At 59.7% G+C, this 20535-nt stretch carries 20 protein-coding genes; 11 read left to right on the top strand and 9 right to left on the bottom strand.

All coding sequences use genetic code 11. The annotated features are described in order from the left end of the window. Positions 1-91: 91 nt before the first annotated feature. Positions 92-502, top strand: a complete 411-nt coding sequence (locus AB7933_RS20185; protein ID WP_024075990.1) for a hypothetical protein — start codon at positions 92-94, stop codon at positions 500-502. A 166-nt stretch (positions 503-668) separates the two neighbouring features. Beyond that, entirely contained in the window at positions 669-1577 is a 909-nt protein-coding gene (glsB, locus tag AB7933_RS20180) for a glutaminase B (protein WP_024075989.1), read from the top strand. 130 nt (positions 1578-1707) lie between these two features. On the opposite strand, the gene AB7933_RS20175 is transcribed toward glsB, so the two are convergent. After that, positions 1708-2499: a DUF2599 domain-containing protein gene (locus tag AB7933_RS20175; protein ID WP_305452088.1), complete on the bottom strand. Its 792-nt coding sequence runs from the start codon at positions 2497-2499 to the stop codon at positions 1708-1710. Positions 2500-2584: 85 nt separating this feature from the next. Here AB7933_RS20175 and AB7933_RS20170 point away from each other — a divergent pair, with 85 nt between their 5' ends. Further along, a complete protein-coding gene (locus AB7933_RS20170; RefSeq protein WP_004577240.1) occupies positions 2585-3547 on the top strand; it encodes an IS30-like element ISPpu17 family transposase in 963 nt (320 codons plus the stop codon). Here the strand turns inward: AB7933_RS20170 and AB7933_RS20165 are convergent. From AB7933_RS20165 to AB7933_RS20140, 6 genes are all read right to left on the bottom strand, one after another. Beyond that, on the bottom strand, positions 3470-4294 hold the full coding sequence (locus AB7933_RS20165) for a hypothetical protein (RefSeq protein ID WP_305452087.1): 825 nt from the start codon (positions 4292-4294) through the stop codon (positions 3470-3472). The two genes, AB7933_RS20170 and AB7933_RS20165, sit on opposite strands and share 78 nt — an antisense overlap. Positions 4295-5082: 788 nt before the next feature. Continuing rightward, positions 5083-5850, bottom strand: a complete 768-nt coding sequence (gene mddA, locus AB7933_RS20160; protein ID WP_024075987.1) for a methanethiol S-methyltransferase — start codon at positions 5848-5850, stop codon at positions 5083-5085. Positions 5851-5982: 132 nt separating this feature from the next. After that, positions 5983-7251, bottom strand: a complete 1269-nt coding sequence (locus AB7933_RS20155; RefSeq protein ID WP_024075986.1) for an NAD(P)/FAD-dependent oxidoreductase — start codon at positions 7249-7251, stop codon at positions 5983-5985. Further along, the gene (locus tag AB7933_RS20150; RefSeq protein WP_024075985.1) at positions 7248-8000 is read right to left on the bottom strand and encodes an amino acid ABC transporter ATP-binding protein; all 753 of its coding nucleotides are present in this window, start codon (positions 7998-8000) and stop codon (positions 7248-7250) included. Before AB7933_RS20150 ends, AB7933_RS20155 begins: the two co-directional genes overlap by 4 nt. Continuing rightward, entirely contained in the window at positions 7997-8665 is a 669-nt protein-coding gene (locus AB7933_RS20145) for an amino acid ABC transporter permease (protein WP_024075984.1), read from the bottom strand. The genes AB7933_RS20150 and AB7933_RS20145 overlap by 4 nt, the downstream gene beginning before the upstream one ends. Next, entirely contained in the window at positions 8662-9444 is a 783-nt protein-coding gene (locus tag AB7933_RS20140; protein WP_024075983.1) for an ABC transporter substrate-binding protein, read from the bottom strand. Before AB7933_RS20140 ends, AB7933_RS20145 begins: the two co-directional genes overlap by 4 nt. Before the next feature lie 216 nt (positions 9445-9660). Here AB7933_RS20140 and AB7933_RS20135 point away from each other — a divergent pair, with 216 nt between their 5' ends. Then, entirely contained in the window at positions 9661-10440 is a 780-nt protein-coding gene (locus AB7933_RS20135) for an IclR family transcriptional regulator (protein ID WP_024075982.1), read from the top strand. 131 nt (positions 10441-10571) lie between these two features. Here AB7933_RS20135 and AB7933_RS20130 read toward each other — a convergent pair whose 3' ends face one another. Then, positions 10572-11816 carry a saccharopine dehydrogenase family protein gene (locus AB7933_RS20130; protein ID WP_024075981.1) on the bottom strand — a complete coding sequence of 415 codons (1245 nt, stop codon included), beginning with the start codon at positions 11814-11816 and terminating at the stop codon, positions 10572-10574. 28 nt (positions 11817-11844) lie between these two features. Continuing rightward, positions 11845-12942, bottom strand: a complete 1098-nt coding sequence (locus AB7933_RS20125) for a carboxynorspermidine decarboxylase (RefSeq protein WP_024075980.1) — start codon at positions 12940-12942, stop codon at positions 11845-11847. A gap of 354 nt (positions 12943-13296) precedes the next feature. Here AB7933_RS20125 and AB7933_RS20120 point away from each other — a divergent pair, with 354 nt between their 5' ends. The 7 genes from AB7933_RS20120 to AB7933_RS20090 all read left to right on the top strand — a co-directional run bounded on the left by AB7933_RS20120 (position 13297) and on the right by AB7933_RS20090 (position 20264). Then, the gene (locus tag AB7933_RS20120) at positions 13297-14316 is read left to right on the top strand and encodes a LacI family DNA-binding transcriptional regulator (RefSeq protein ID WP_024075979.1); all 1020 of its coding nucleotides are present in this window, start codon (positions 13297-13299) and stop codon (positions 14314-14316) included. Further along, the gene (locus AB7933_RS20115) at positions 14300-15304 is read left to right on the top strand and encodes an ABC transporter substrate-binding protein (protein WP_024075978.1); all 1005 of its coding nucleotides are present in this window, start codon (positions 14300-14302) and stop codon (positions 15302-15304) included. The genes AB7933_RS20120 and AB7933_RS20115 overlap by 17 nt, the downstream gene beginning before the upstream one ends. Then, a complete protein-coding gene (locus AB7933_RS20110; protein WP_024075977.1) occupies positions 15305-16123 on the top strand; it encodes an ABC transporter permease in 819 nt (272 codons plus the stop codon). Beyond that, positions 16120-16914 carry an ABC transporter permease gene (locus tag AB7933_RS20105; RefSeq protein ID WP_024075976.1) on the top strand — a complete coding sequence of 265 codons (795 nt, stop codon included), beginning with the start codon at positions 16120-16122 and terminating at the stop codon, positions 16912-16914. The genes AB7933_RS20110 and AB7933_RS20105 overlap by 4 nt, the downstream gene beginning before the upstream one ends. Continuing rightward, the gene (locus AB7933_RS20100; RefSeq protein WP_024075975.1) at positions 16911-17942 is read left to right on the top strand and encodes an ABC transporter ATP-binding protein; all 1032 of its coding nucleotides are present in this window, start codon (positions 16911-16913) and stop codon (positions 17940-17942) included. The genes AB7933_RS20105 and AB7933_RS20100 overlap by 4 nt, the downstream gene beginning before the upstream one ends. A gap of 10 nt (positions 17943-17952) precedes the next feature. Then, complete coding sequence (locus AB7933_RS20095; protein ID WP_024075974.1) at positions 17953-18786, top strand: phosphodiesterase; 834 nt, start codon at positions 17953-17955, stop codon at positions 18784-18786. A gap of 158 nt (positions 18787-18944) precedes the next feature. Next, the gene (locus tag AB7933_RS20090) at positions 18945-20264 is read left to right on the top strand and encodes an OprD family porin (RefSeq protein ID WP_041161239.1); all 1320 of its coding nucleotides are present in this window, start codon (positions 18945-18947) and stop codon (positions 20262-20264) included. The last annotated feature ends 271 nt before the right edge of the window (positions 20265-20535 follow it).

The following is a 20535-nucleotide window of genomic DNA, read 5'->3' as shown; positions in this document are numbered from 1 at the left end:
CTGAGTTGCGAAACATTCTGGCTATTCTGTGCAATGTCGTCCAGCGGTTCGGCGCCTATAGTGAGATCCACTCTCATTCAGGAGCTTTGCCATGCGACTCGACAGTTCAACCTTCCCTGTGGTGAAAATCGTCTTTGACGCGCCCAACGAAGGCGGGCCGGACGATACCTTCGTGATCTTCGAAAGCCTGTTGGCGCGTCAGCAACCCTTCCTGCTACTGCATGAAAAAGCCGTGGATGAGAACAATCACGAACACTCCCACGAGGAGCGCAAACAAGCCTCGATCTGGATGAAGAAAAACAAACCGGCCCTGCGCGCGTTCGTCAAAGGCATGATCCAGGTGGAACCGAGCGCGGCCAAACGCCTGGCGCTCAAACCGTTCACCATCACGTTCAGCAAGGCGTGGGGCTATCCGCTGCTGGTGGTAGGGTCCCGGGAGCAGGCGTGGGCACTGGCGCGGGACGTGCTCGATGAGCGAGTTTGCGATGTGGCGCAATTTTGAAATGTGCACCGGGCGGGGGGCGTCAGTCGCTGTAGACAGTCCGCCCCGGCTGATTTCCTTCACCTTTGCCGAACCGGAGAAGGAGATTGTGTGGGGCTTGCGAGCACATTGAAGTATCCTCCGCGCCCCGCTATCACTGATTCAACGAACGATGACCTCACACGCTATGCAGGCGATGCTATCGGCGATCCTCGACGAAGTGCGCCCACTGATCGGCCTCGGCAAAGTCGCCGACTATATCCCCGCATTGGCCGACGTACCGGCCAACCAACTCGGTATTGCGGTGTACGGCAACGACGGCTCCGCCTACTGCGCCGGCGATGCCGACACCCTGTTCTCGGTGCAAAGCATCTCCAAGGTATTCAGCCTGGTGCAGGCCATCGACCACGGTGGCGAAACCATCTGGGAACGCCTGGGCCACGAGCCTTCGGGGCAACCGTTCAACTCCATGGTGCAACTGGAATTCGAACGCGGGCGACCCCGTAACCCCTTCATCAATGCCGGCGCGCTGGTGATCTGCGACATCAACCAATCACGCTTTGCCGTGCCGATTTTGTCGATGCGTGACTTTGTGCGGCGTCTGTCGGGCAACCCGCAGATCCTGGTCAACAGCGTCGTTGCCGAATCCGAAGCCCAGCACGGCGCACGCAACGCGGCCATGGCTTACTTGATGAAGTCGTTCGGCAACTTCCATAACGATGTGGACGCGGTGCTGCACAGTTACTTCAACTACTGCGCGTTGCAGATGAGCTGCCTGGATCTGGCCCGGGCATTCAGCTTCCTGGCTAACGCGGGGGTGAGCGCCCACAGCGGCGAGCAGATCTTGACCGCGCGCCAGACCAAGCAGGTGAACTCGATCATGGCCACCAGTGGGCTGTATGACGAGGCGGGCAACTTTGCCTACCGCGTGGGCTTGCCGGGCAAGAGCGGGGTCGGCGGCGGGATTGTCGCGGTGGTGCCGGGGCAGTTCACCGTGTGCGTATGGTCGCCGGAGTTGAACGCAGCGGGGAATTCGCTGGCGGGGATGAAGGCGTTGGAGTTGTTGAGCGAGCGGATTGGGTGGTCGGTGTTTTGAGATTAACGCGACACTGTGCACGGTTAAACGAATGACTCAACAGGCTCTAAGCTCATGGAACCCGCAGATAACACTGCTAGGTCCATGAGCTTGATCCAGGTGAGTGGCTTTCACGTTAATCAATCGGGTTTCAGATTGGATTGCATTTTTCGGCGACAGCGGTCTCGTGAGACACATTCGGCCGGAAGGGTTCCAAGTTCCACTCCGCTTTGTTTTTTGCGATGGCGAGGTGACAGACAAATTGTCGACGCATGCCGCCGCCGTCGTTATTTTTCCATTGTGGGTCGTTGGCATATTTCTGAACGAGTTCTTGATAAGCCGCGTCGGTTTTATCTGGGCCAATGAGCCTGCCGCAAGCGGTAGGGATTACCGAAAGAGTCCATTGTTCTTTGTTGGTGCCAGGGTCATAACGTAACAACCAGGAAGCGGAAGCAATATAGGACGTGCAGGTCGAGGTGTTCAGTGAAAAGTTACGATCGTCGGCCCAATTTGACGTTTGACCGTTGAGGGTCTGCCTGGCAGTGATCGGATCATAACTGGCCATCGTTGCAGCAGGGATTCTCCAGGTGCCATCTGAGCCAGCAGTCGTCTTACCAAGCAAGTACGCACCCTCTTTTGGATATACCTCAATTTCGGCATACGGTGCGCTCTTACCGGAAATAGTGAAGGGGGAGGAAACCGTGGCGCCTTCCGCCGGTTCCACAATCGTAGGACGGGTAAGGGCAGTGGTGGGCGCCCCCGGGCCAGTGACGGCCTGGTTCGAGGAACTGAAACCAAACACTACCTCCTCTTGTGCCGAGGTGGGGAGTTTTAGACTGAGTATTGGAACAATAATACCGGTGTCTGTATAGAACTCTTGTTGATTGGCTTGGGCGTCAGCTAGGCTCGCGGCGGTTGTGAAAAAAAAGGCTCCTGAATTCATAGAATAAGCGCAACGCTTGAAACGAGAGGCAGAGAGCCAGCCACCGGTAGAATCCAGGCTCTCACACCGAAGGATTCAAGCGCAGATGACTACGCATTACCGGCAGCTGACTCAGGGACAACGTTACCAGATTGAGGCTGGCTTGAGCGCCGCAGAGAGCCAGGCGAGCATTGCAAAGCGGGTCGGCGTGCATCCCTCGACGATCAGTCGCGAGGTTCGCCGCAACAGCACCCAGAATATCTACAAGGCTGTTTCTGCGGCCCATGAAAGTGATGCTCGTCGAGCGGGTGCGCGCAAGTTTTGCAAGCCGGCGACATGGCTCAGCCATCATCTCCCGGTGTGGCTCAAGCATGGCATGAGTCCGGAGCAGATCGCCCAGCGGTTGAAGCAGGAGCAGCCAAGCCGGGCGGTCAGCCATGAGTGGATTTATCGGTTCATTGCCGCCGAACAGCGCGCCGGTGGTGAGCTTTATACCTATCTGCGACATCGCCGAAAGCGCTACCGGAAACGCTATGGAAGCCACGATCGGCGCGGGCAGCTGCGTAATCGCGTGTCAATCAGTGAACGCCCAGCCGAGGTCGAAAGCCGCGAGCGCCTGGGGGACTGGGAGGGCGATACGGTACATGGACTGGGCGGTAACCTGGTGACCCTGGTTGATCGCAAAAGCGGCTATCTGAGCGCCTATCCGGTCAAGCGCAGAACGCGCCGGCAGGTAACGCGGGCGATCAATCTGATGCTTCAGGGCCATGCCGCTCACACGCTGACGCTGGATAACGGAAGGGAGTTTGCCGGGCATGAACGCATCGCGCTACGGAGCCAGTGCCAGGTCTTTTTTGCAGACCCCTATTCATCCTGGCAACGTGGCACCAATGAAAACACCAACGGTCTGCTCCGCCAGTATTTCCCCAAGGGCAGCGACTTCAGCAAGCTGACCGTCGAAGCCGTCAATCGGACAGTAGCGAGGATCAATCTACGCCCGCGCAAGCGCTTGGGCTGGAAGACGCCGTACGAAGTGCATACAGGGGTGAGCGTTGCACTTATGTGTTGAATTCAGGGCTTGAATCGGTAAAGTACTGCCGCTTTTGGGGGGCCAGGCGGTAACTTGCAGATCATTCCAATCGGGGGCAAAACCCAGCAGGTTCTTCGCCTTGATCGACTCCATGAACGGGATACTGCCTCCCGGTACTGTTTTTCTCACATCGAATCCGCACTGAGATAGATAGGGGTCAGAGAATGAAGCGCTGTCATTCCAGTGTTGTAACCATTGTTGGGCGGTCGTGATTCCTTGTAGGGCGCATAAACGACTGGCTTGAAAGTATTTCCCATTCTCCAGGGTGATGCTGCCGCAAGGAACATCGCGATACCAGTCCCAGGAGTCTTTCGGGAATGAACAAAGAACATCAACCGGGATCTTGCCGGGCGGTGCCAGAAGATTGGGATAGATTATATAGCCATTCGCATCGGGCAGATTCCAGGCGAAGTTTGAGAATTTGGCGTCTGCTCTTAAAAAAGAAAATGAAATTGAGTGTCTGGCGATTGATGTTGGGCTAGGGTCCCAGACTCTATAGGCATTGGATTTTTTGGTCACCCTTAACAAGAGGCCATTGCACAAAAAAGCCGGGCGGTTAACGGTTCCGCAGTCGACGGCAGTATCGTGGTATTGATTTTGAATGGCGATCAATGTGTTTTGGCCGTCGGTAATGGAGTCAATAGGCGAACCTGAACTCCATTGCGCATTGGCATGGCTGAATAGAAAGGAGAGGCTTAAGAGTATTAGATGCCTTATGCGTTTCATGATGTGCCTCTTTTTATACCTATAAAATGGGTGGCGAGCCGATGCATTTTTGTCTTTGCATGTAAAGGCTAATCAGTGCGAGGAAAATATGTACCTGTTACTTTTCACAGGTTTTTATATTTTTTAGCTATGGCTGGAGGGGGTCTTATTATCTTGAGTTTTTTAGGTGTTGCGAGCTTTAATGAGAGGGGTGGGATGTCTGTTTAGTTAGTTGTTGGTAGTTGTAATGGCGGGCTCGATATTTTTCATGGGCGAGTGCCAGGTGTTTATTAAGCACGCAACACTTTTGGTCTAAATATCGAGAGTTGATGGGGCTTCAAAAGTGAGAGGTTGCACAGGGGCTGGAAAGCTTCTTTCAATAAACTTTTAAACGTGGGGCTATATGCATGCAGTTCGCGCATTAAACCCTTATCGGAAAAATCCTAGAAGAGCAAACCCAGAACGCGAATGCTACGCTGCCGTCGCAGCCCAGGATTTTTCCCTTTTCTCAGATGGATGTCTGTATGGCCTATGAACGCCATATCGCCCGTGTCGGTCGATCAGTGTGCCAGGCAGCTCCGGGGCTGCGTGTTGGGGCTGCTGCGCAGCCCAACGCGGGGCAAGCCCTAATGCCGTTCAGTTAAAGCTTTTTTGTAGGAGCGAGCTTGCTCGCGAAGAACTCACAGGCGCCGCGTTCACTCAGGAAACACGCGTTATCGTTGACGTTTTTCGCGAGCAAGCTCGCTCCTACAGAAGGCGATGTACGCATAACTGAACGGCATTAGGGCAAGCCCGCTCGCCACAAAGGGCTATTCAGGGTCTTTTTTGCGTGTCTTCGACCACGGCAAAATCATGCTCACTTCCTGCTGATACCGGCGATACCGCTCACCAAACAACCTCACCAGGTCCTTCTCTTCAAAGCTGGCGCCAATGAAGACATAAACCGTCATCCCTATCGCGAATAGCAGGTGCCCAGACGTCATGTACGGCGTTGCCCAAAAGGCGATCAGAAAACCGAGATACAGCGGGTGGCGCACGATCTTGTAAAGCAGCGGCGTCCTGAATACTGGCGCCTGCGGTGTGGGTTTGCGCCAACGGTCGATGACCTGCTTGAGCCCGAACAGTTCGAAGTGGTCGATCAAAAAGGTTGCCAGTAAAGCGATGCCCCAGCCCAGCCAGAACAGGCCAATCAACAGGGCCTTGGCCCACGTCGTTTCAACCTTCCAAACGGTGAACGTCATCGGTTGCCACAGCCAGAACATCAGCACAAGCACCAGGCTGCTGAGCAGTACATACGAGGAGCGCTCCACCGACGTCGGGATGATTGCCGCCAGCCATTGTTTGAAGCCTGTACGTGCCATGACCGTGTGCTGGACGCCGAATAGCAGGATCAGTGCGCAGTTGATCAGCGCAGCGACGGGCCACGCGACGAGGGGGCCATCGTTGATGTTCTTGGGCACTGCCACGTTGCCGACGAAGCCGATCAAATATAAGCACGTGATTAGGAACACCACGTAACAACAGGCGCTGTACACCAATCCGATGGCACGGGCGGTGCGGTTGTTGTCGAGGTTCATGAGCGTGCCTTTCCCACAGGATGAATGGACAGCAAACCCGCAGGTCAGCCACTCCATGGCTAAGCCTAGCGGGTTTTGCGTGCGCGGTAAGCTGTGAGAGTTGACAGTTCTCGGCGTTGCGGACAGCAGGATTCAGCTGATATTGAGCCGATCCAACAAGCTGTACCAAGCCACCCCCGCACCAATGTAAAACCGCTGCAACCCATGCATCGGCAAGCGCTGCAACGGCGTCACCGGGTAGGCAAACTCCGCCTTGCTGTCACATAACCGTCCCGCCAATTGCTGGCCCAGGCTGGTACACAGCGCAATCCCCCGCCCGTTACAGCCCAGCGCCAACGTCAGCCCTGGCGCAGGCTCGTGTACGTGGGGCATGAAATCCCGGGTGATCGCGATTCGCCCGGCCCAGCGATACTCGAATTCCAACGGCCCCAGCTGCGGAAACAACAACGCCAATGATCGTTCCAGATGCGCGAAATCCGCAGGCGAGGAGGGATCGTTGAACAGCCCGCGCCCGCCCATCAGTAAGCGGCCGTGACTGTCTTTACGAAAGTACAACAGCAAGCGCTGCGCCGTGGACACGGTTTCCTGCCCCGGCAGGATACTCTCGGCCGCGGGCCCGCTCAGCGGCTTGGTGGCGACGATAAAACTGTTCGCTGCCAGGATGCTCTGCGCCATGCCCGGCCACAGGTTGCCACTGTAGCCATTGGTCGCCAGCACCACTTGGTCGGCGCTCACTTGCGCACCACCAGCGGTTTGCAAGTGCCAGCCAGCACCCTGGCGCTGCAATGCCGTCACTGCGCTGTGACCATGAATGCGCACACCCGCCGCCGACGCCGCGCCCACCAGCCCACGGGCATACGCCAACGGCTGAAGCGCCCCGGCGCGACCGTCCAGCCAGCCACCGGCAAATGCCTCGCTGCCCATGCGCGCAGCCACTGCCGCCGCGTTCAGGCGCTGCACGGGTACACCCCGGCTGGCCCACTGATCCGCCCGTGCGTGCAGCCCGGCGACGCCTTTTTTGCTGTATGACACCTGCATCCAGCCTTTGCGTACCGGTGCGCAATCAATTCCGTGCTTTTCGATCAGGTTGAACACCAGGTCCGCCGAGTTCGAGACGGTCGAGATCAATGGTTCGGCGCGCTCCGGCCCGAGCATCCGCACCAGTTGTTCCGGGTCGTATTTGAGCGTCGGGTTGACCTGCCCACCGTTGCGCCCGGACGCCCCCCAGCCCGGTTCGTTAGCTTCCAGTACACACACGCTGACCCCGCGCTCGGCCAGATGCAGCGCCGTCGACAGCCCGGTATAGCCAGCACCGACAATCGCCACATCCACCTTCACCGATTCACTCAGCGCAGGCGTCGGCATCACCGACGGCGCCGTCGCCGACCACAATGACTTCATGACAGGCTCCGCGTATCGCCAGTGGGGTGCAGCACCCGCCGCAGGAAATCCTGGGTACGTGGATGCTGCGGATTGCCCAGCACTTGCTCGGCCGCGCCGCTTTCGACGATGTAGCCGCCATGCAGGAAGCACACGCGGTCGGCCACTTCCCGTGCAAAGCCCATTTCGTGAGTGACGACAATCATGGTCATGCCTTCATCGGCCAGGGTGCGCATCACCGCCAGCACGTCGCCCACCAGTTCCGGGTCGAGGGCCGAGGTGGGTTCGTCGAACAGCATGGCTTCGGGTTTCATCGCCAGGGCGCGGGCGATGGCCACGCGTTGTTGCTGGCCGCCGGAGAGCTGTTCCGGGTAGGCGTCGGCCTTGGCACTCAGGCCGACTTTTTCCAGCAGCACCAGGGCTTCTTCGCGGGCCTGCTTGAGCGGTTCGCCTTTGACGTACACCGGGCCTTCCATGACGTTTTCCAGCACGGTGCGATGGGGGAACAGGTTGAAGCGCTGGAACACCATGCCCATGCGGCTGCGCAGGGCGTGAACGGTTTTACTGGCGCGCTGCACGGTTTCGCCGAACACGTTGATGTGGCCGCCGTCATAGGCTTCCAGCGCATTGATGCAGCGCAGCAGGGTGGATTTGCCTGAGCCCGACGGACCGATCAGGCACACCACTTCACCCTTGGCCACGTCCAGGTCCACGCCGTGCAGCACGCGGTGGCTGCCGTAGTGTTTTTGCAGTTGGCGTATCTCGATCATGCTTTTTTCCTCCGGCCCAGGTGCTGTTCCATTCGACGCAAGCCATACACCAGCGGCAGGCTCATCAGCAGGTAGAGCAGGGCGACCAGGGTATAGACGGTCATGTTCTGGAAGGTCGACGAGGCGATCAGTTGGCCCTGGCGGGTCATCTCGGCCACGGTGATGGTCGACACCAGCGACGAGTCCTTGAGCATCATCACCAGGGTGTTGCCGTAGGGCGGCAGCGCGATGCGAAACGCCTGGGGCAGGATCACCCGGCGCATCATCAATGCTGAGCGCATGCCCAGCGCTTCGGCGGCTTCGCGCTGGCCCTGTTCCACGGCGATGATGCCGGTGCGAAAGTTCTCGGCCTGGTACGCCGAGTAGGCGATGCCCATGCCGATCACCCCGGCATAGAACGCTGTGAGGTGCACCCCCATGTCCGGCAGCACGAAGTAGATGTAGAACAGTTGCACGATGATTGGCAGGCCACGGATCACATTGATGATGGTGCTCGCGGTCCACGACAGCACGCGGATCGGTGACAACTTGAGCAACGCCAGCACCAGGCCGATCGCGCTACTGAGCAGGAACGACAGTACGGTGATCTGGATCGTTACCCAGGCGCCCTGCAGCAAAATCGGCAGGAAGTCCTGGGCGTTCTGCAGGAATTCGGCCGGGTTCATGGGCGCACCTGGGTATCAAGCCCCCACTTCTTGAGGATGTTGTCCAGAGTGCCGTCGGCCTTGATGCTGGCGATGGCGGTGTTAAGGCGCGCGAGGGTTTCGGTGTCGCCCTTGCGCACCACCAGGCACACTTCGCCGACGTTGGCGGGCGTGTAGTCAGGGGCCAGTTTTACCCCTTTGAACAGCTTCTGGCGGATCTGGTACGCGACCACGGGCTGGTCACCGACCGCTGCCTTGATACGGCCCAGGGACAGGTCGCGGACCATCTCGCCGATCGAGTCATAGGTGCGGATTTCCTTGAAGATGCCCAGCTTGTTCAGTTGGTCATAGAAGATCGTACCGGCCTGTACGCCGACCACCTGGCCATTGAGTGGCATCAAGTCCGGGTAGGCGGCGTTGTCCTCGGCGCTGATGATCAGGCCTTCCCCGTAGGCGTACACCGGCGCGCTGAAGTCGACGACCTTGGTGCGCTCTTGGGTCTTGAGCATGCCGGCGGAGATGAAGTCGAGCTTGCCGGACGTGAGGGAGGGGATCAGCGCGGCGAAGTTGGTCTGTTCGATCTGGCTGGTAAAGCCGCCAGCCTTGCCCACGGCCTCGGCCACATCGACCATCACGCCCTGGATGCTGTTGCTCTTGATATCGAGGAAGGTAAACGGCGAGCCGCTGGCCGTTGCACCGACTTTGTACGAGGACGCACCGGCGGCGTGCACAACGCCGACGCATAGGGTGGCGCACAGACCGAAGGCGAGGCGGCGAAACAAGGGCGAAAGACTGTTCATCGGGTTACTCCATAAGGAAAACGGATTGTCAGTAGCGCTAGCGGCTACGGATGAAACCGCAAGCTCTATGCCATTTCGATGAATAAGAATCGTATGTCGCTATAGAAAATAGAAAAAATGAACTGTTCGTATCGGTATGCGATTTTTAATGGTCTATTTTGGCAATTTAGGGTAGAAATATCGCTACGTCTGACTGACCCCGCCCGTGAGTTCGCCATGTCCGAAGAACGCAACAGTTTGCACAACCAATCCCTGGAAAAAGGCCTGTCGGTGCTCAAGGCATTCAGCGCCCAGCGCCGTAGCATGAGCCTTGCAGAGGTGGCGGACGCCGCCGGCATGACCAAAAGCTCCGCCCAGCGCATGGTGTTTACCCTCGAAAGCCTGGGTTACCTTCGGAAACATTCCCGCACCCGGCATTACCAACTCACCCCGCGGGTGCTGGAGTTGGGCTTCAGTTATCTGGATGCGCATTCGCTGATCGAAGTGGCCAACCCGTTTCTGTCGGAACTCACGCGCTTGACCGGCGAGACCTCGTGCCTCACCGAGCCGGCGGGCTACGACATGACCTACATCGCGCGCTTCGTCAGTTCAGGCTTTGTGCCGGTGCATATGCCGATCGGCTCGCGGGTGCCGATGTACTGCACGGCATCGGGGCGGGCGTATTTGAGTGCGCTGCCGCAGGAGGAAGCGTTGGCGTTGATCGAGAACAGCCAGCGCATTGCGCACACCAGCCAGACATTGACTGAGGTCGACAGGATTCTGGATTCGTTGCAGGTGGTGAGAGAGCAGGGTTATGCAGTGAATGGCCAGGAGTTGTTTCTGGGCGACATGACTATCGGCGCGCCAGTGCTCGGTGCGAATGGCCGCCCGGTGGCAGCGGTGCATGTGGTGGCGCCAACCAGTCGGTGGAGCAGGGCGGATGCGGAGAAGCAATTGGCGCCGGCACTGTTGCAATGCTCAAGGGCACTGAGCAACTCAGCCCGGAACCTGGAATAACAGACACCCTGAAACCCAATGTGGGAGGGGGCTTGCCCCGATTACAGTGTGTCAGTCAATACAGCTGTGACTGATCTACCGCTATCGGGGCAAGCCCCCTCCCACATGTTGGTTCGGTCAGCTATCGCCTATCAGGCAATCGCATCCCAGGCCCGATCACCGTGCTCGTCCTTGATCCGCGTCGGCAAGCCCATCACGTCCAGCGCCTTGAGGAATGGCTCAGCCGGCAATTCCTCAACGTTGGCCATGCGCTTTACATCCCACTCACCGCGGGCAACCAACAGGGCGGCAGCCACCGGTGGAACGCCGGCGGTGTAGGAAATGCCCTGGCTGTCAGTCTCGGCAAAGGCTTCTTCGTGATCCGCCACGTTGTAGATGAACACTTCGCGCGGCTGGCCATCCTTGGTGCCTTTGACCAGGTCACCGATGCAGGTCTTGCCGGTGTAGCCGGGGGCGAGGGAAGACGGGTCGGGCAGTACGGCCTTGACCACTTTCAACGGCACCACTTCCAGGCCTTCGGCGGTTTTCACCGGCTTTTCGGAAAGCAGGCCGAGGTTGTTCAGCACGGTGAATACGTTGATGTAGTGCTCGCCGAAGCTCATCCAGAATCGCACGTTGGGCACGTCGAGGTTTTTCGACAGCGAGTGCACTTCATCGTGGCCGGTCAGGTAGAGGTTCTGCGAGCCGACCACCGGCAGGTCGTCGGTGCGCTTGACTTCGAACATGGTGTTGCTGGTCCACTGGCTGTTCTGCCAGCTCCACACCTGTCCGGTGAATTCGCGGAAGTTGATTTCCGGATCGAAATTGGTGGCGAAGTATTTGCCATGGGAGCCGGCATTGACGTCGAGAATGTCGATCGAATCAATGCGGTCGAAATGCTGTTGCTGCGCCAGCGCGGCATACGCGTTGACGACACCCGGGTCGAAGCCCACGCCAAGGATGGCGGTGATGTTCTTCTGTTTGCACTCTTCCAGGTGGTTCCATTCGTAGTTGCCGTACCACGGCGGGGTCTCGCAGACCTTGCCCGGCTCTTCGTGGATGGCGGTGTCGAGGTATGCAACGCCCGTGTCGATGCAGGCACGCAGTACCGACATGTTGAGGAACGCGGAACCTACGTTGATGACGATCTGCGATTCGGTCTCGCGGATCAGGGCCTTGGTCGCTTCCACGTCCAGGGCGTTCAGCGCGAAGGCTTGGATATCGGCGGGTACCTTGAGGCTACCCTTGGCCTTGACGCTGTCGATGATGGCCTGGCATTTGGAGATGTTGCGCGACGCGATAGCAATACGACCGAGTTCGTCGTTGTGCTGCGCGCACTTGTGGGCCACCACCTTGGCGACACCTCCTGCACCAATGATAAGAACGTTCTTTTTCAATTGCTTTATCTCTCCTTTATCCGCCAGCTTACGAAAGGCTGGACAGGTAGTCGTCGTAACCAAATTCACGAACCACCTCGACTGTACCGTCGAGTTGTTTCACTACGATGGACGGCATTTTCAGGCCGTTGAACCAGTTTTTCTTGACCATGGTGTAGCCCGCGGTGTCGATGAACGACAGCCGATCGCCGATGGCCAGCGGACGATCGAATTGATACTCGCCAAAGATGTCCCCGGCCAGGCAGGATTTGCCGCACACCATGTAGGTGTGTTCACCCGCGCTTGGCGCCAGCTTGGCGTTGAGGCGGTAGATCAGCAGGTCCAGCAGGTGGGCTTCGATGGAGCTGTCGACCACGGCGAGGTGCTTGCCGTTGTAGAGGGTGTCGAGCACCGTGACTTCCAGCGAAGCGCTGTTAGTGATCGCGGCTTCGCCGGGTTCCAGGTAGACCTGCACGTCGTACTTCTGCGAGAACGCCTTGAGGCGCTGGCAGAAGGCGTCGATGGCATAGCCTTCACCGGTGAAGTGGATGCCGCCGCCGAGGCTGACCCAGTTGACCTTGTGCAGCAGCGCGCCGAAGCGTTCTTCGATGGTGTTCAGCATCTGGTCGAACAGGTTGAAGTCGCCGTTCTCGCAGTTGTTGTGGAACATGAAGCCGGAGATCTGCTCGATCACGTCTTCGATCTTCACCGGGTCCCATTCGCCCAGGCGGCTGAACGGGCGCGCCGGGTCGGCCAGCAGGTAGTCGGAGCTGCTCACCTGCGGGTTGACGCGCAGGCCACGGGTCTTGCCCTCGGAGCGCTCGGCAAAACGTTGCAGCTGGCTGATGGAGTTGAAGATGATCTTGTCGCAGTTGACCAGCATCTCTTCGATTTCATCGTCGGCCCAGGCCACGCTGTAGGCGTGTGCCTCACCTTCGAACTTCTGGCGACCGAGCTTCAACTCGTACAGCGACGACGAGGTGGTGCCGTCCATATATTCCTGCATCAGGTCGAACACCGACCAGGTGGCAAAGCACTTGAGCGCCAGCAGGGCCTTGGCGCCGGACTGCTCGCGCACGTAAGCGATCTTCTGCATGTTGACCAGAAGCTTCTGTTTATCGATGAGGTAGTACGGCGTTTTGATCATTTTTGAGAGCCTGCGGCGGTGCCTGCCAAAAAAGGACACGCATTGTGCCCGCACTTGGATCGAATCGAAAGGTTAGTGGGCGGATTTCGCTGCGCCAGCTTTACGATCCTAACCACTGAGTATGACTATCTATGCATGGACACCGCTCTAATGTGGGAAGGGGCTTGCCCCCGATGGCGGTGCTTCAGCCAGCCTATTCTTCATTGATCCACCACTATCGGGGGCAAGCCCCTCCCACATGTTGGCCTATGTGACAGTGCTTCACTGCCATCAAACTGTCATCTCCCCACCACCTTCCTGCCACATTCCACCGTTACCGTCCTCGCCAATGAGATCGATCTCAAGCGAGTGAACATGACTGACCTGAAAGACGTTGCGCGGCTGGCTGGCGTATCCCGCGCGACCGCCGCCCGCACCTTTGCCTCCCCTGACCAGGTGCGCCCGGCGACCCGTGAACAAGTGTTCGCCGCCGCCCGTGAGTTGGGGTTTCGGCCCAACTTGCTCGGCCGCCAACTGCGCCTGCAAACCACCCAGTTGATCGGCGTGGTGGTGCCCAACCTGCTCAATCCGGTGTTCGCCGAACAGTTCCAGGCCATGGAGCGTGCCGCGCGGTTGCGTGGCTACAGCCTGGTGCTGGCGACCACCGACTACAGCAGCGAGCGCGAATGCATTGTGGTGGAGGAGTTGCTGCGCCAGCGCGTCGACGGCCTGGTGCTGACGGTCACCGATGCCGAAAGCAACAGCGTGCTCAGCAGCCTGAATACCGAAAAAACCCCGTTCGTGCTGGCCTATCACCAACCGAGCAACCCTAACTACAGCGCCGTATCGGTGGACAACCGCGCGGGCATGGCCCTGGCCACGCGCTACCTGCTGGAGGCCGGCCATCGACGCATCAGCATGGTCGCCGGCCCCGCCTTGCAGTCCGACCGCGCACGCCTGCGCTACGCCGGGTATTGCGATGCGATGAAGGAATACGCCCTCAAAAGCCGCGCAGTGATCGAAATGCCGGCGCACACCCAGGCCGAGTTCGCCGCGATCGAGCCGTTCCTGCGCGGCCCCGAGGCGCCGACTGCGTTGGTGTGCTCCAACGATTTCCTGGCGATCAGCCTGATCGCCGAGCTGCGTCGCAACGGCTGGAATGTGCCCGAGCAACTGTCCGTGATGGGGTTCGACGGCATTGCCCTCGGCACCCAGATGCACCCGACCCTGTGCAGTGTGGTGCAGCCCATCGCACTGCTGGCCAGCACCGTGATTGATCAACTGCTGGCGCAGATCGCCGGCAATGCCCCGATTTCCCATTGCCTGCCTTGCCATGTGCGGCCGGGCGAAAGCACTCAACCCCATGAGGAGACTCTTGATGCGCGCATTCAGTAAAACCCTGGCAGCTGTGCTGCTGTGCGGTGTGGCCAGCCTGGCCCAGGCCGCCGATACCGCGATTTGCTACAACTGCCCGCCGGACTGGGCCGACTGGGGCACGCAACTCAAGGCCATCGCCGCCAGTACTGGGGTGCAAGTGCCCCTGGACAACAAGAACTCCGGCGAATCCCTGGCGCAACTGGTCGCCGAGAAGGCCGCGCCGGTCGCCGACGTGGTGTATTACGGCGTGACCTTCGGCCTGCAAGCGCAAAAGGCCGAAGTGGTCGACACCTACAAGCCCAAGGGCTGGGAGCAGATTCCCGCCGGCCTGAAAGACCCCGCCGGCCACTGGTTCGCGATCCACTCCGGCACCTTGGGCATCATGGTCAACGTCGATGCATTGGGCGGCCTGCCGGTGCCGCAAAGCTGGGCAGACCTGCTCAAGCCGCAATACAAAGGCATGGTCGGTTACCTCGATCCATCCAGCGCGTTTGTCGGCTATGTATCCGCCGTGGCGATCAACCGCGCCCTGGGCGGCGACCTGGATAACTTCGCCCCGGCCATCGACTACTTCCAGAAACTGGCGAAAAACGCCCCCATCGTGCCCAAGCAAACAGCCTATGCGCGGGTGCTGTCCGGCGAGTTGCCGATCCTGGTGGACTACGACTTCAACGCCTACCGCGCCCGCTACAAGGACAAGGCCAACGTCGCCTTCGTGATCCCGCAGGAAGGCAGCATCAGCGTGCCCTATGTGATGAGCCTGGTCGCCAACGCGCCCCATCGCGCCAACGCTGAAAAGGTCCTCGACTTCGTGCTGTCTGACGAAGGCCAGGCACTCTGGGCCAAGGCTTACCTGCGCCCGGTACGGCCGATGAAGATGCCCGCCGAGGTCGCCGCCCAGTTCCTGCCCGATAGCGACTATGCCCGTGCCGGTGTGGTGGATTACCAAAAAATGGCCGCTGTGCAGGAAGCCTTTGCCGCCCGTTATCTGAACGAGGTCAAGTAAGTGGCCGCATCGGCAAAACATGCAGCCTGGGCGCTGGCCCCGGCGTTTGCAGTGCTGCTCGCGTTCTGGCTGTTGCCGTTGGCGCACTTGATGGTGCTCGGCGGCGAGAGCCGTGACAGCCATGGCAGTGGTTATTGGCAGGTACTGAGCAGTTCGCAATATTTGGGCAGCCTGGCGCAAACCTGCGCGCTTGCCGTTTTCGTGACACTGGTGGCGCTGTTGATTGGCGGCATCAGCGGCGTCTTCCTGGCGCGCCAGCGTTTTTTCGGTCGCTCGGCGCTGGTGGCGTTGTTGACGTTTCCACTGGCGTTTCCGGGCGTGGTGGTGGGCTTCCTGGTGATCCTGTTGGCCGGGCGCCAGGGGTTGCTGGCCTCTTTGGGCCTGCAACTGGCCGGTGAGCGCTGGATCTTTGCCTACTCGCTGGCCGGGCTGTTTGTCGGCTACCTGTACTTTTCGATCCCGCGGGTGATCCTCACGGTGATGGCGGCGTGCGAAAGCCTCGACCGCAGCCTGGAGGAAGCCGCACATTCCCTGGGGGCCGGGCACTGGCGCGTGGTGTGCGACGTGATCGTACCGGGCCTGGCGCCGGCGCTGGCGTCGTGCGGGGCGATCTGTTTCGCCACCTCCATGGGCGCCTTCGGCACTGCGTTTACCTTGGGCACACGCCTGAATGTCACCCCGGTGGCGATCTACAACGTGTTCACCAACTATGCCAACTTCGCAGTGGCCGCTGCGCTGTCGGTGGTGCTCGGTGCGGTGACCTGGGCGGTCCTGTTGCTGACGCGACGCCTGGTGAAAAACGCGGGGACGGTCCTGTGAAGCGCTCATCGCTGTTTGTGATTCAACTGCTGTTCACTTTGCTGGTGTGCGCCTTCATGTTGGTGCCGGTGCTGATGTCATTGCTGGCCGGGTTGACGCGCAATTTCTTTGTCGGCCTGTCCAGCGGCCTGACCTTCGACTGGTTGATCCAGGTGTGGCAGGCCTATTCGCCCACCGTATGGCTGTCGCTGCAATTGGCCGTGGCATGCGCAGTGTGCGTGTGTGTGATCGGCGTACCGGCGGCCTATGCCTTGGTACGCATGAACAACCGCTTCAGCCGCGCCTTCGAGGAACTGATGGTGCTGCCGGTGGCCATGCCGGGCCTGGCCAGTGCGTTGGCCTTGCTGCTGACCTATGGCCAGTTCGGCGGCTTTCGTAGCAGCTGGCTGTTCATCCTGGTTGGCCATGTGCTGTTTACCTTGCCGTTCCTGGTACGCCCGGTGATGGCGGTGATGCAACGCCAGCAACTGCCGGTGCTGGAAGAGGCCGCGGCCAGCCTCGGCGCCGGGCCGATCAAGCGCTTTTTCAGCGTGGTAGTGCCCAACTGCCGGGCAGGGATTCTGGCGGGCGTGCTGATGGTGGTGACCTTGTCGCTGGGTGAATTCAACCTGACCTGGATGCTCCATACACCGATGACCAAGACCCTGCCGGTGGGCCTGGCCGACAGCTACGCTTCGGCGCGCCTGGAAATCGCCAGCGCCTACACCCTTATCTTTTTGCTGATGATCGTGCCGCTGTTGATTGCGTTGCAGGCCATCAGTGCGCGTCTGTCCCGTGGAGAGCGTCGATGACTGCTATCACTATTCGTCTCAAGGGCTGCCGTAAGGCTTTCGCCGACGGCACCGTGGCGGTGCATGACTTGGACCTGACCGTCGAAGGCGGTGAAACCCTGGCGATTCTCGGCCCGTCGGGCTGTGGCAAAACCACCACCTTGCGCCTGATCGCCGGCCTGGAACGCCCGGATGTGGGCCAGGTGTTGTTCGGCGACCAGGACGTCACCCGCCTGCCCATTGAGCGCCGCGATGTGGGCATGGTGTTCCAGAATTACGCGCTGTTTCCCAACTTGGATGTGGCGGGGAATATCGTCTACGGCTTGAAGATTCGCGGCATGTCGCCACTGGTGCGCAATAAGCGCTGCGAGGAATTGCTTGAGCTGGTGGGCCTGCAAAATCACGGCAAACGCAGCATCCACGAATTGTCCGGTGGCCAGCGTCAACGCGTGGCCTTGGCCCGTGCCTTGGCGCCACGCCCCAAAGTGCTGTTGCTGGATGAACCGCTGGCGGCCCTGGATGCGCAGTTGCGCGAGCGCCTGCGCAGCGAGCTGAATGAGCTGCTGCGCGGCCTTGGTATCACCTCGGTATTTGTCACCCACGACCAGGGCGAAGCCATGGCCCTGGGCGATCGTATCCTGGTGATGGAGCACGGCCGTGTCGCGCAACTGGCCAGCCCACGGGAGATCTACCAGAAACCGGCCAATGCGTTCGTCGCCGGTTTTGTCGGCAACCTCAATGCCTTTGCCGTCACCTCGCGAACCGCCCATGGCCTGAAAGTCTGCGGCGGCGAGCTGCCGTGGCGGGCCGCCGACATGCCCAATACGGTGTACTGCCGCCCCGAACACCTACGGGTGATGGAGAGCGAAGGGCACCTGCACGGGCATCTGCTCGCGCAGTTCTTCCAGGGCGCCCAGAGCCGCCTGCTGGTGGATGTGGGTGGCCTGCAACCGCTGCTGGTGGACAGCAGCGACAACCAGCTGCATGTCGTCGGCGCGCCGATTGCCTTGGCCGTTGCGCCGCACATGTTGTTTACCCTGAATGCATGAGAGTCGACTTTTGAAGCGTCCGTTTCTTGTTGCACAGATCAGCGATCTGCACCTTAAAGCCGGCCAGCGCCTGACCTATGGGGTTGTCGATACCTTGGGCGCACTGCGCCGTGCCGTCGACCATTTGAACGCCAGCCACCCACGGCCCGACATTGTGGTGGTCAGCGGTGACCTGGTGGACTTCGGCCGCGCCGATGAATACGCCGTGCTGCACCCTGAACTCGCGCGCCTGCACATGCCGTGCTACCTGGTGCCGGGCAACCACGACACCCGCGGGCCGTTGCTCGACGCATTCCGCGATCATGCCTATTTGCCTTTGTCGGCAGAGCAGCCGTTGGACTGGGTGGTGGATGAGCATCCGCTGCGCCTCATCGGCCTGGACTCGACTATCCCCGGTGGGCATGGCGGCCAGCTCCTGGACAGCCAATTGCAGTGGCTGGATGAGCAACTGGCGCGACGTCCTGACACGCCGACGTTGCTGATCCTGCACCATCCGCCGTTTGTCAGCGGCATCGGCCATATGGACCGCGAACCCTTTATCAACGCCGCCGCGCTGGAGCGCGTCGTGGCGCGCCACCCGCAAGTGGAACGCCTGCTGTGCGGGCACCTGCACCGGCCGATGCAGCGGCGCTTTGGCGGCAGCTTGAGTTGTGTGTGTCCCGGCACCTCCCATCAGATCGTGCTGGACCTGCAAGACGCCGCGCCCGCGCATTTCAACCTGGAACCGGCGGGGTATTTGTTGCATCGCTGGGATGCGCAACACGGCTTGATCAGCCACAACGGCGTGTTCGGGGATTACCCGGGGCCGTATCCGTTCTATGACGCTCATGGATTGATTGACTGAGGTTTACGGAGGTTTCACTTCACTCAACCAGGTAACTAACTAAGCACTAAGCAACTGAATAACCGTTAACGCCCCGGCCAACGTCACGTTTGGCCGACGGCATCCTGCTGCCCATTTTTTGCGCCCGGAACTTGGATTCCGCGCCGGAGTTCGTCCTGATGAAAGCCACGTTGAATGTATTGAGTGTATTGACCGGTGGCCTGGGTATTGCCCTGAGCCCCTTGGCGTCTGCTGACTTTTTGAGCGACAGCCAAGCCAACTTGAGTATGCGTAACTTCTACTTCAACAACGACAACCGCGACGGCACGGCGGCACCGTCGAAGACCGAAGAGTGGGGCCAGGCGTTTATCCTCAATTACCAGTCGGGTTTTACCGACGGCACCGTCGGCTTTGGCCTGGACGCCATCGGCATGCTCGGCGTGACCCTCGACAGCGGCGCCGGTCGCCATGTGGGCAGTTCGATGATCCCCAACGATGACGGCAAGGCCGCCGACAATTGGGCCCGTGGCGGTGCCACCGCGAAGGCGCGTTTCGCCAAGACCGAAGCGCGTTACGGCTACCTGCGCCCGAACCTGCCGATCCTGGTGAGCAACGACGGCCGCCTCTTACCGCAATCGTTCGAAGGCGGCCAGGTGACCAGCAAAGACATCGACAACCTGACCTTGATCGGCGGCCAGCTCCAGCACGCCACGGGGCGCGGCTCCAGCGACAGCAGTGGCCTGGCAGCAGCCGGCGGCACCCGCGAAAGCAATAAATTCACCTACGCCGGTGCGGACTACCAACTGACCAAGGACCTGATGGTCCAGTACTACTACGCCAACCTCGAAGACTATTACCAGCAACACTTCGCCGGGTTGATCCACGTGTTGCCGTTGGGTGACTACGGCTCATTGAAAACCGACCTGCGTTACTTCAAGACCACCTCGGACGGCAAAAACAGCAGCGCCGCGGGGCGTGCCGAAGGCTACAAGTTCAGCGGCTATACCAAAAACGGCAGCGGTGAAATCGACAACAACACCTGGAGTGCAGCCTTCATTTACTCCCTGGGGCCGCATGCGATTACCGCGGGTTACCAGCAAGTGTCCGATGACAGCAACTTTGCCCAACTCAACCAAGGCGGCCTGGCGAACAAAGGGGAGGGCGGTTCGAGCCTGTACCTCTACACCGACCGTACGGTGCAGACCTTTATCCAGGCCGGCGAACGCACAGCCTTCGCCCAGTATGCCTATGACTTTACAGCGCTGGGCGTGCCGGGTTTGAAGGCGTCGATGATGTATTTGAAAGGTGACCATATCCTCACCGCCAGCGGCAATAACGCCAGCGAGTGGGAACGGGATATCGGCCTGGACTACGTGGTGCAGGGCGGCACCTTCAAGAACGTCGGGTTCGGCTGGCGCAACGGCGTGTCGCGCAGCGAGGTCGCGCGGGACCAGGATCAGAACCGGGTGTTTGTGAATTACTCGATTCCGTTGATGTAACCGGCCGAGCGGATCCCCCCTGTAGGAGCGAGCTTGCGCGCGAAAAACCTAAGTGCGCCGCGGACCGTCACGCAGCCCGCGTGATCGTTGGCGTTCTTCGCGAGCAAGCTCGCTCCTACAAGGGGGGATGTTCAGGCTGCCCGGCGCCACGAGTGTGGCATGGCCGCATTAACATGAGTGAATCTTGTGATCATCAGGAATAAAATGAGTTTGTCTCACTATCACCGTCTGCCGACAATGGCTGCCATTAATACCTACAGTGGAGTTGTAA

This window comes from Pseudomonas gorinensis (assembly GCF_042015035.1).
In the GTDB taxonomy this organism is placed as follows: domain Bacteria; phylum Pseudomonadota; class Gammaproteobacteria; order Pseudomonadales; family Pseudomonadaceae; genus Aquipseudomonas; species Aquipseudomonas gorinensis.
This window is presented reverse-complemented; position numbering and strand designations above follow the sequence as displayed.

What these genes read in the sequence shown, in the direction of transcription:
- AB7933_RS20185 (WP_024075990.1), top strand. Translation starts at nt 92, where the DNA reads ATGCGACTCGACAGTTCAACCTTCCCTGTGGTGAAAATCGTCTTTGAC.
- glsB (WP_024075989.1), top strand. Translation starts at nt 669, where the DNA reads ATGCAGGCGATGCTATCGGCGATCCTCGACGAAGTGCGCCCACTGATC.
- AB7933_RS20175 (WP_305452088.1), bottom strand. Translation starts at nt 2,499, where the DNA reads ATGAATTCAGGAGCCTTTTTTTTCACAACCGCCGCGAGCCTAGCTGAC.
- AB7933_RS20170 (WP_004577240.1), top strand. Translation starts at nt 2,585, where the DNA reads ATGACTACGCATTACCGGCAGCTGACTCAGGGACAACGTTACCAGATT.
- AB7933_RS20165 (WP_305452087.1), bottom strand. Translation starts at nt 4,294, where the DNA reads ATGAAACGCATAAGGCATCTAATACTCTTAAGCCTCTCCTTTCTATTC.
- mddA (WP_024075987.1), bottom strand. Translation starts at nt 5,850, where the DNA reads ATGAACCTCGACAACAACCGCACCGCCCGTGCCATCGGATTGGTGTAC.
- AB7933_RS20155 (WP_024075986.1), bottom strand. Translation starts at nt 7,251, where the DNA reads ATGAAGTCATTGTGGTCGGCGACGGCGCCGTCGGTGATGCCGACGCCT.
- AB7933_RS20150 (WP_024075985.1), bottom strand. Translation starts at nt 8,000, where the DNA reads ATGATCGAGATACGCCAACTGCAAAAACACTACGGCAGCCACCGCGTG.
- AB7933_RS20145 (WP_024075984.1), bottom strand. Translation starts at nt 8,665, where the DNA reads ATGAACCCGGCCGAATTCCTGCAGAACGCCCAGGACTTCCTGCCGATT.
- AB7933_RS20140 (WP_024075983.1), bottom strand. Translation starts at nt 9,444, where the DNA reads ATGAACAGTCTTTCGCCCTTGTTTCGCCGCCTCGCCTTCGGTCTGTGC.
- AB7933_RS20135 (WP_024075982.1), top strand. Translation starts at nt 9,661, where the DNA reads ATGTCCGAAGAACGCAACAGTTTGCACAACCAATCCCTGGAAAAAGGC.
- AB7933_RS20125 (WP_024075980.1), bottom strand. Translation starts at nt 12,942, where the DNA reads ATGATCAAAACGCCGTACTACCTCATCGATAAACAGAAGCTTCTGGTC.
- AB7933_RS20120 (WP_024075979.1), top strand. Translation starts at nt 13,297, where the DNA reads ATGACTGACCTGAAAGACGTTGCGCGGCTGGCTGGCGTATCCCGCGCG.
- AB7933_RS20115 (WP_024075978.1), top strand. Translation starts at nt 14,300, where the DNA reads ATGCGCGCATTCAGTAAAACCCTGGCAGCTGTGCTGCTGTGCGGTGTG.
- AB7933_RS20100 (WP_024075975.1), top strand. Translation starts at nt 16,911, where the DNA reads ATGACTGCTATCACTATTCGTCTCAAGGGCTGCCGTAAGGCTTTCGCC.
- AB7933_RS20090 (WP_041161239.1), top strand. Translation starts at nt 18,945, where the DNA reads ATGAAAGCCACGTTGAATGTATTGAGTGTATTGACCGGTGGCCTGGGT.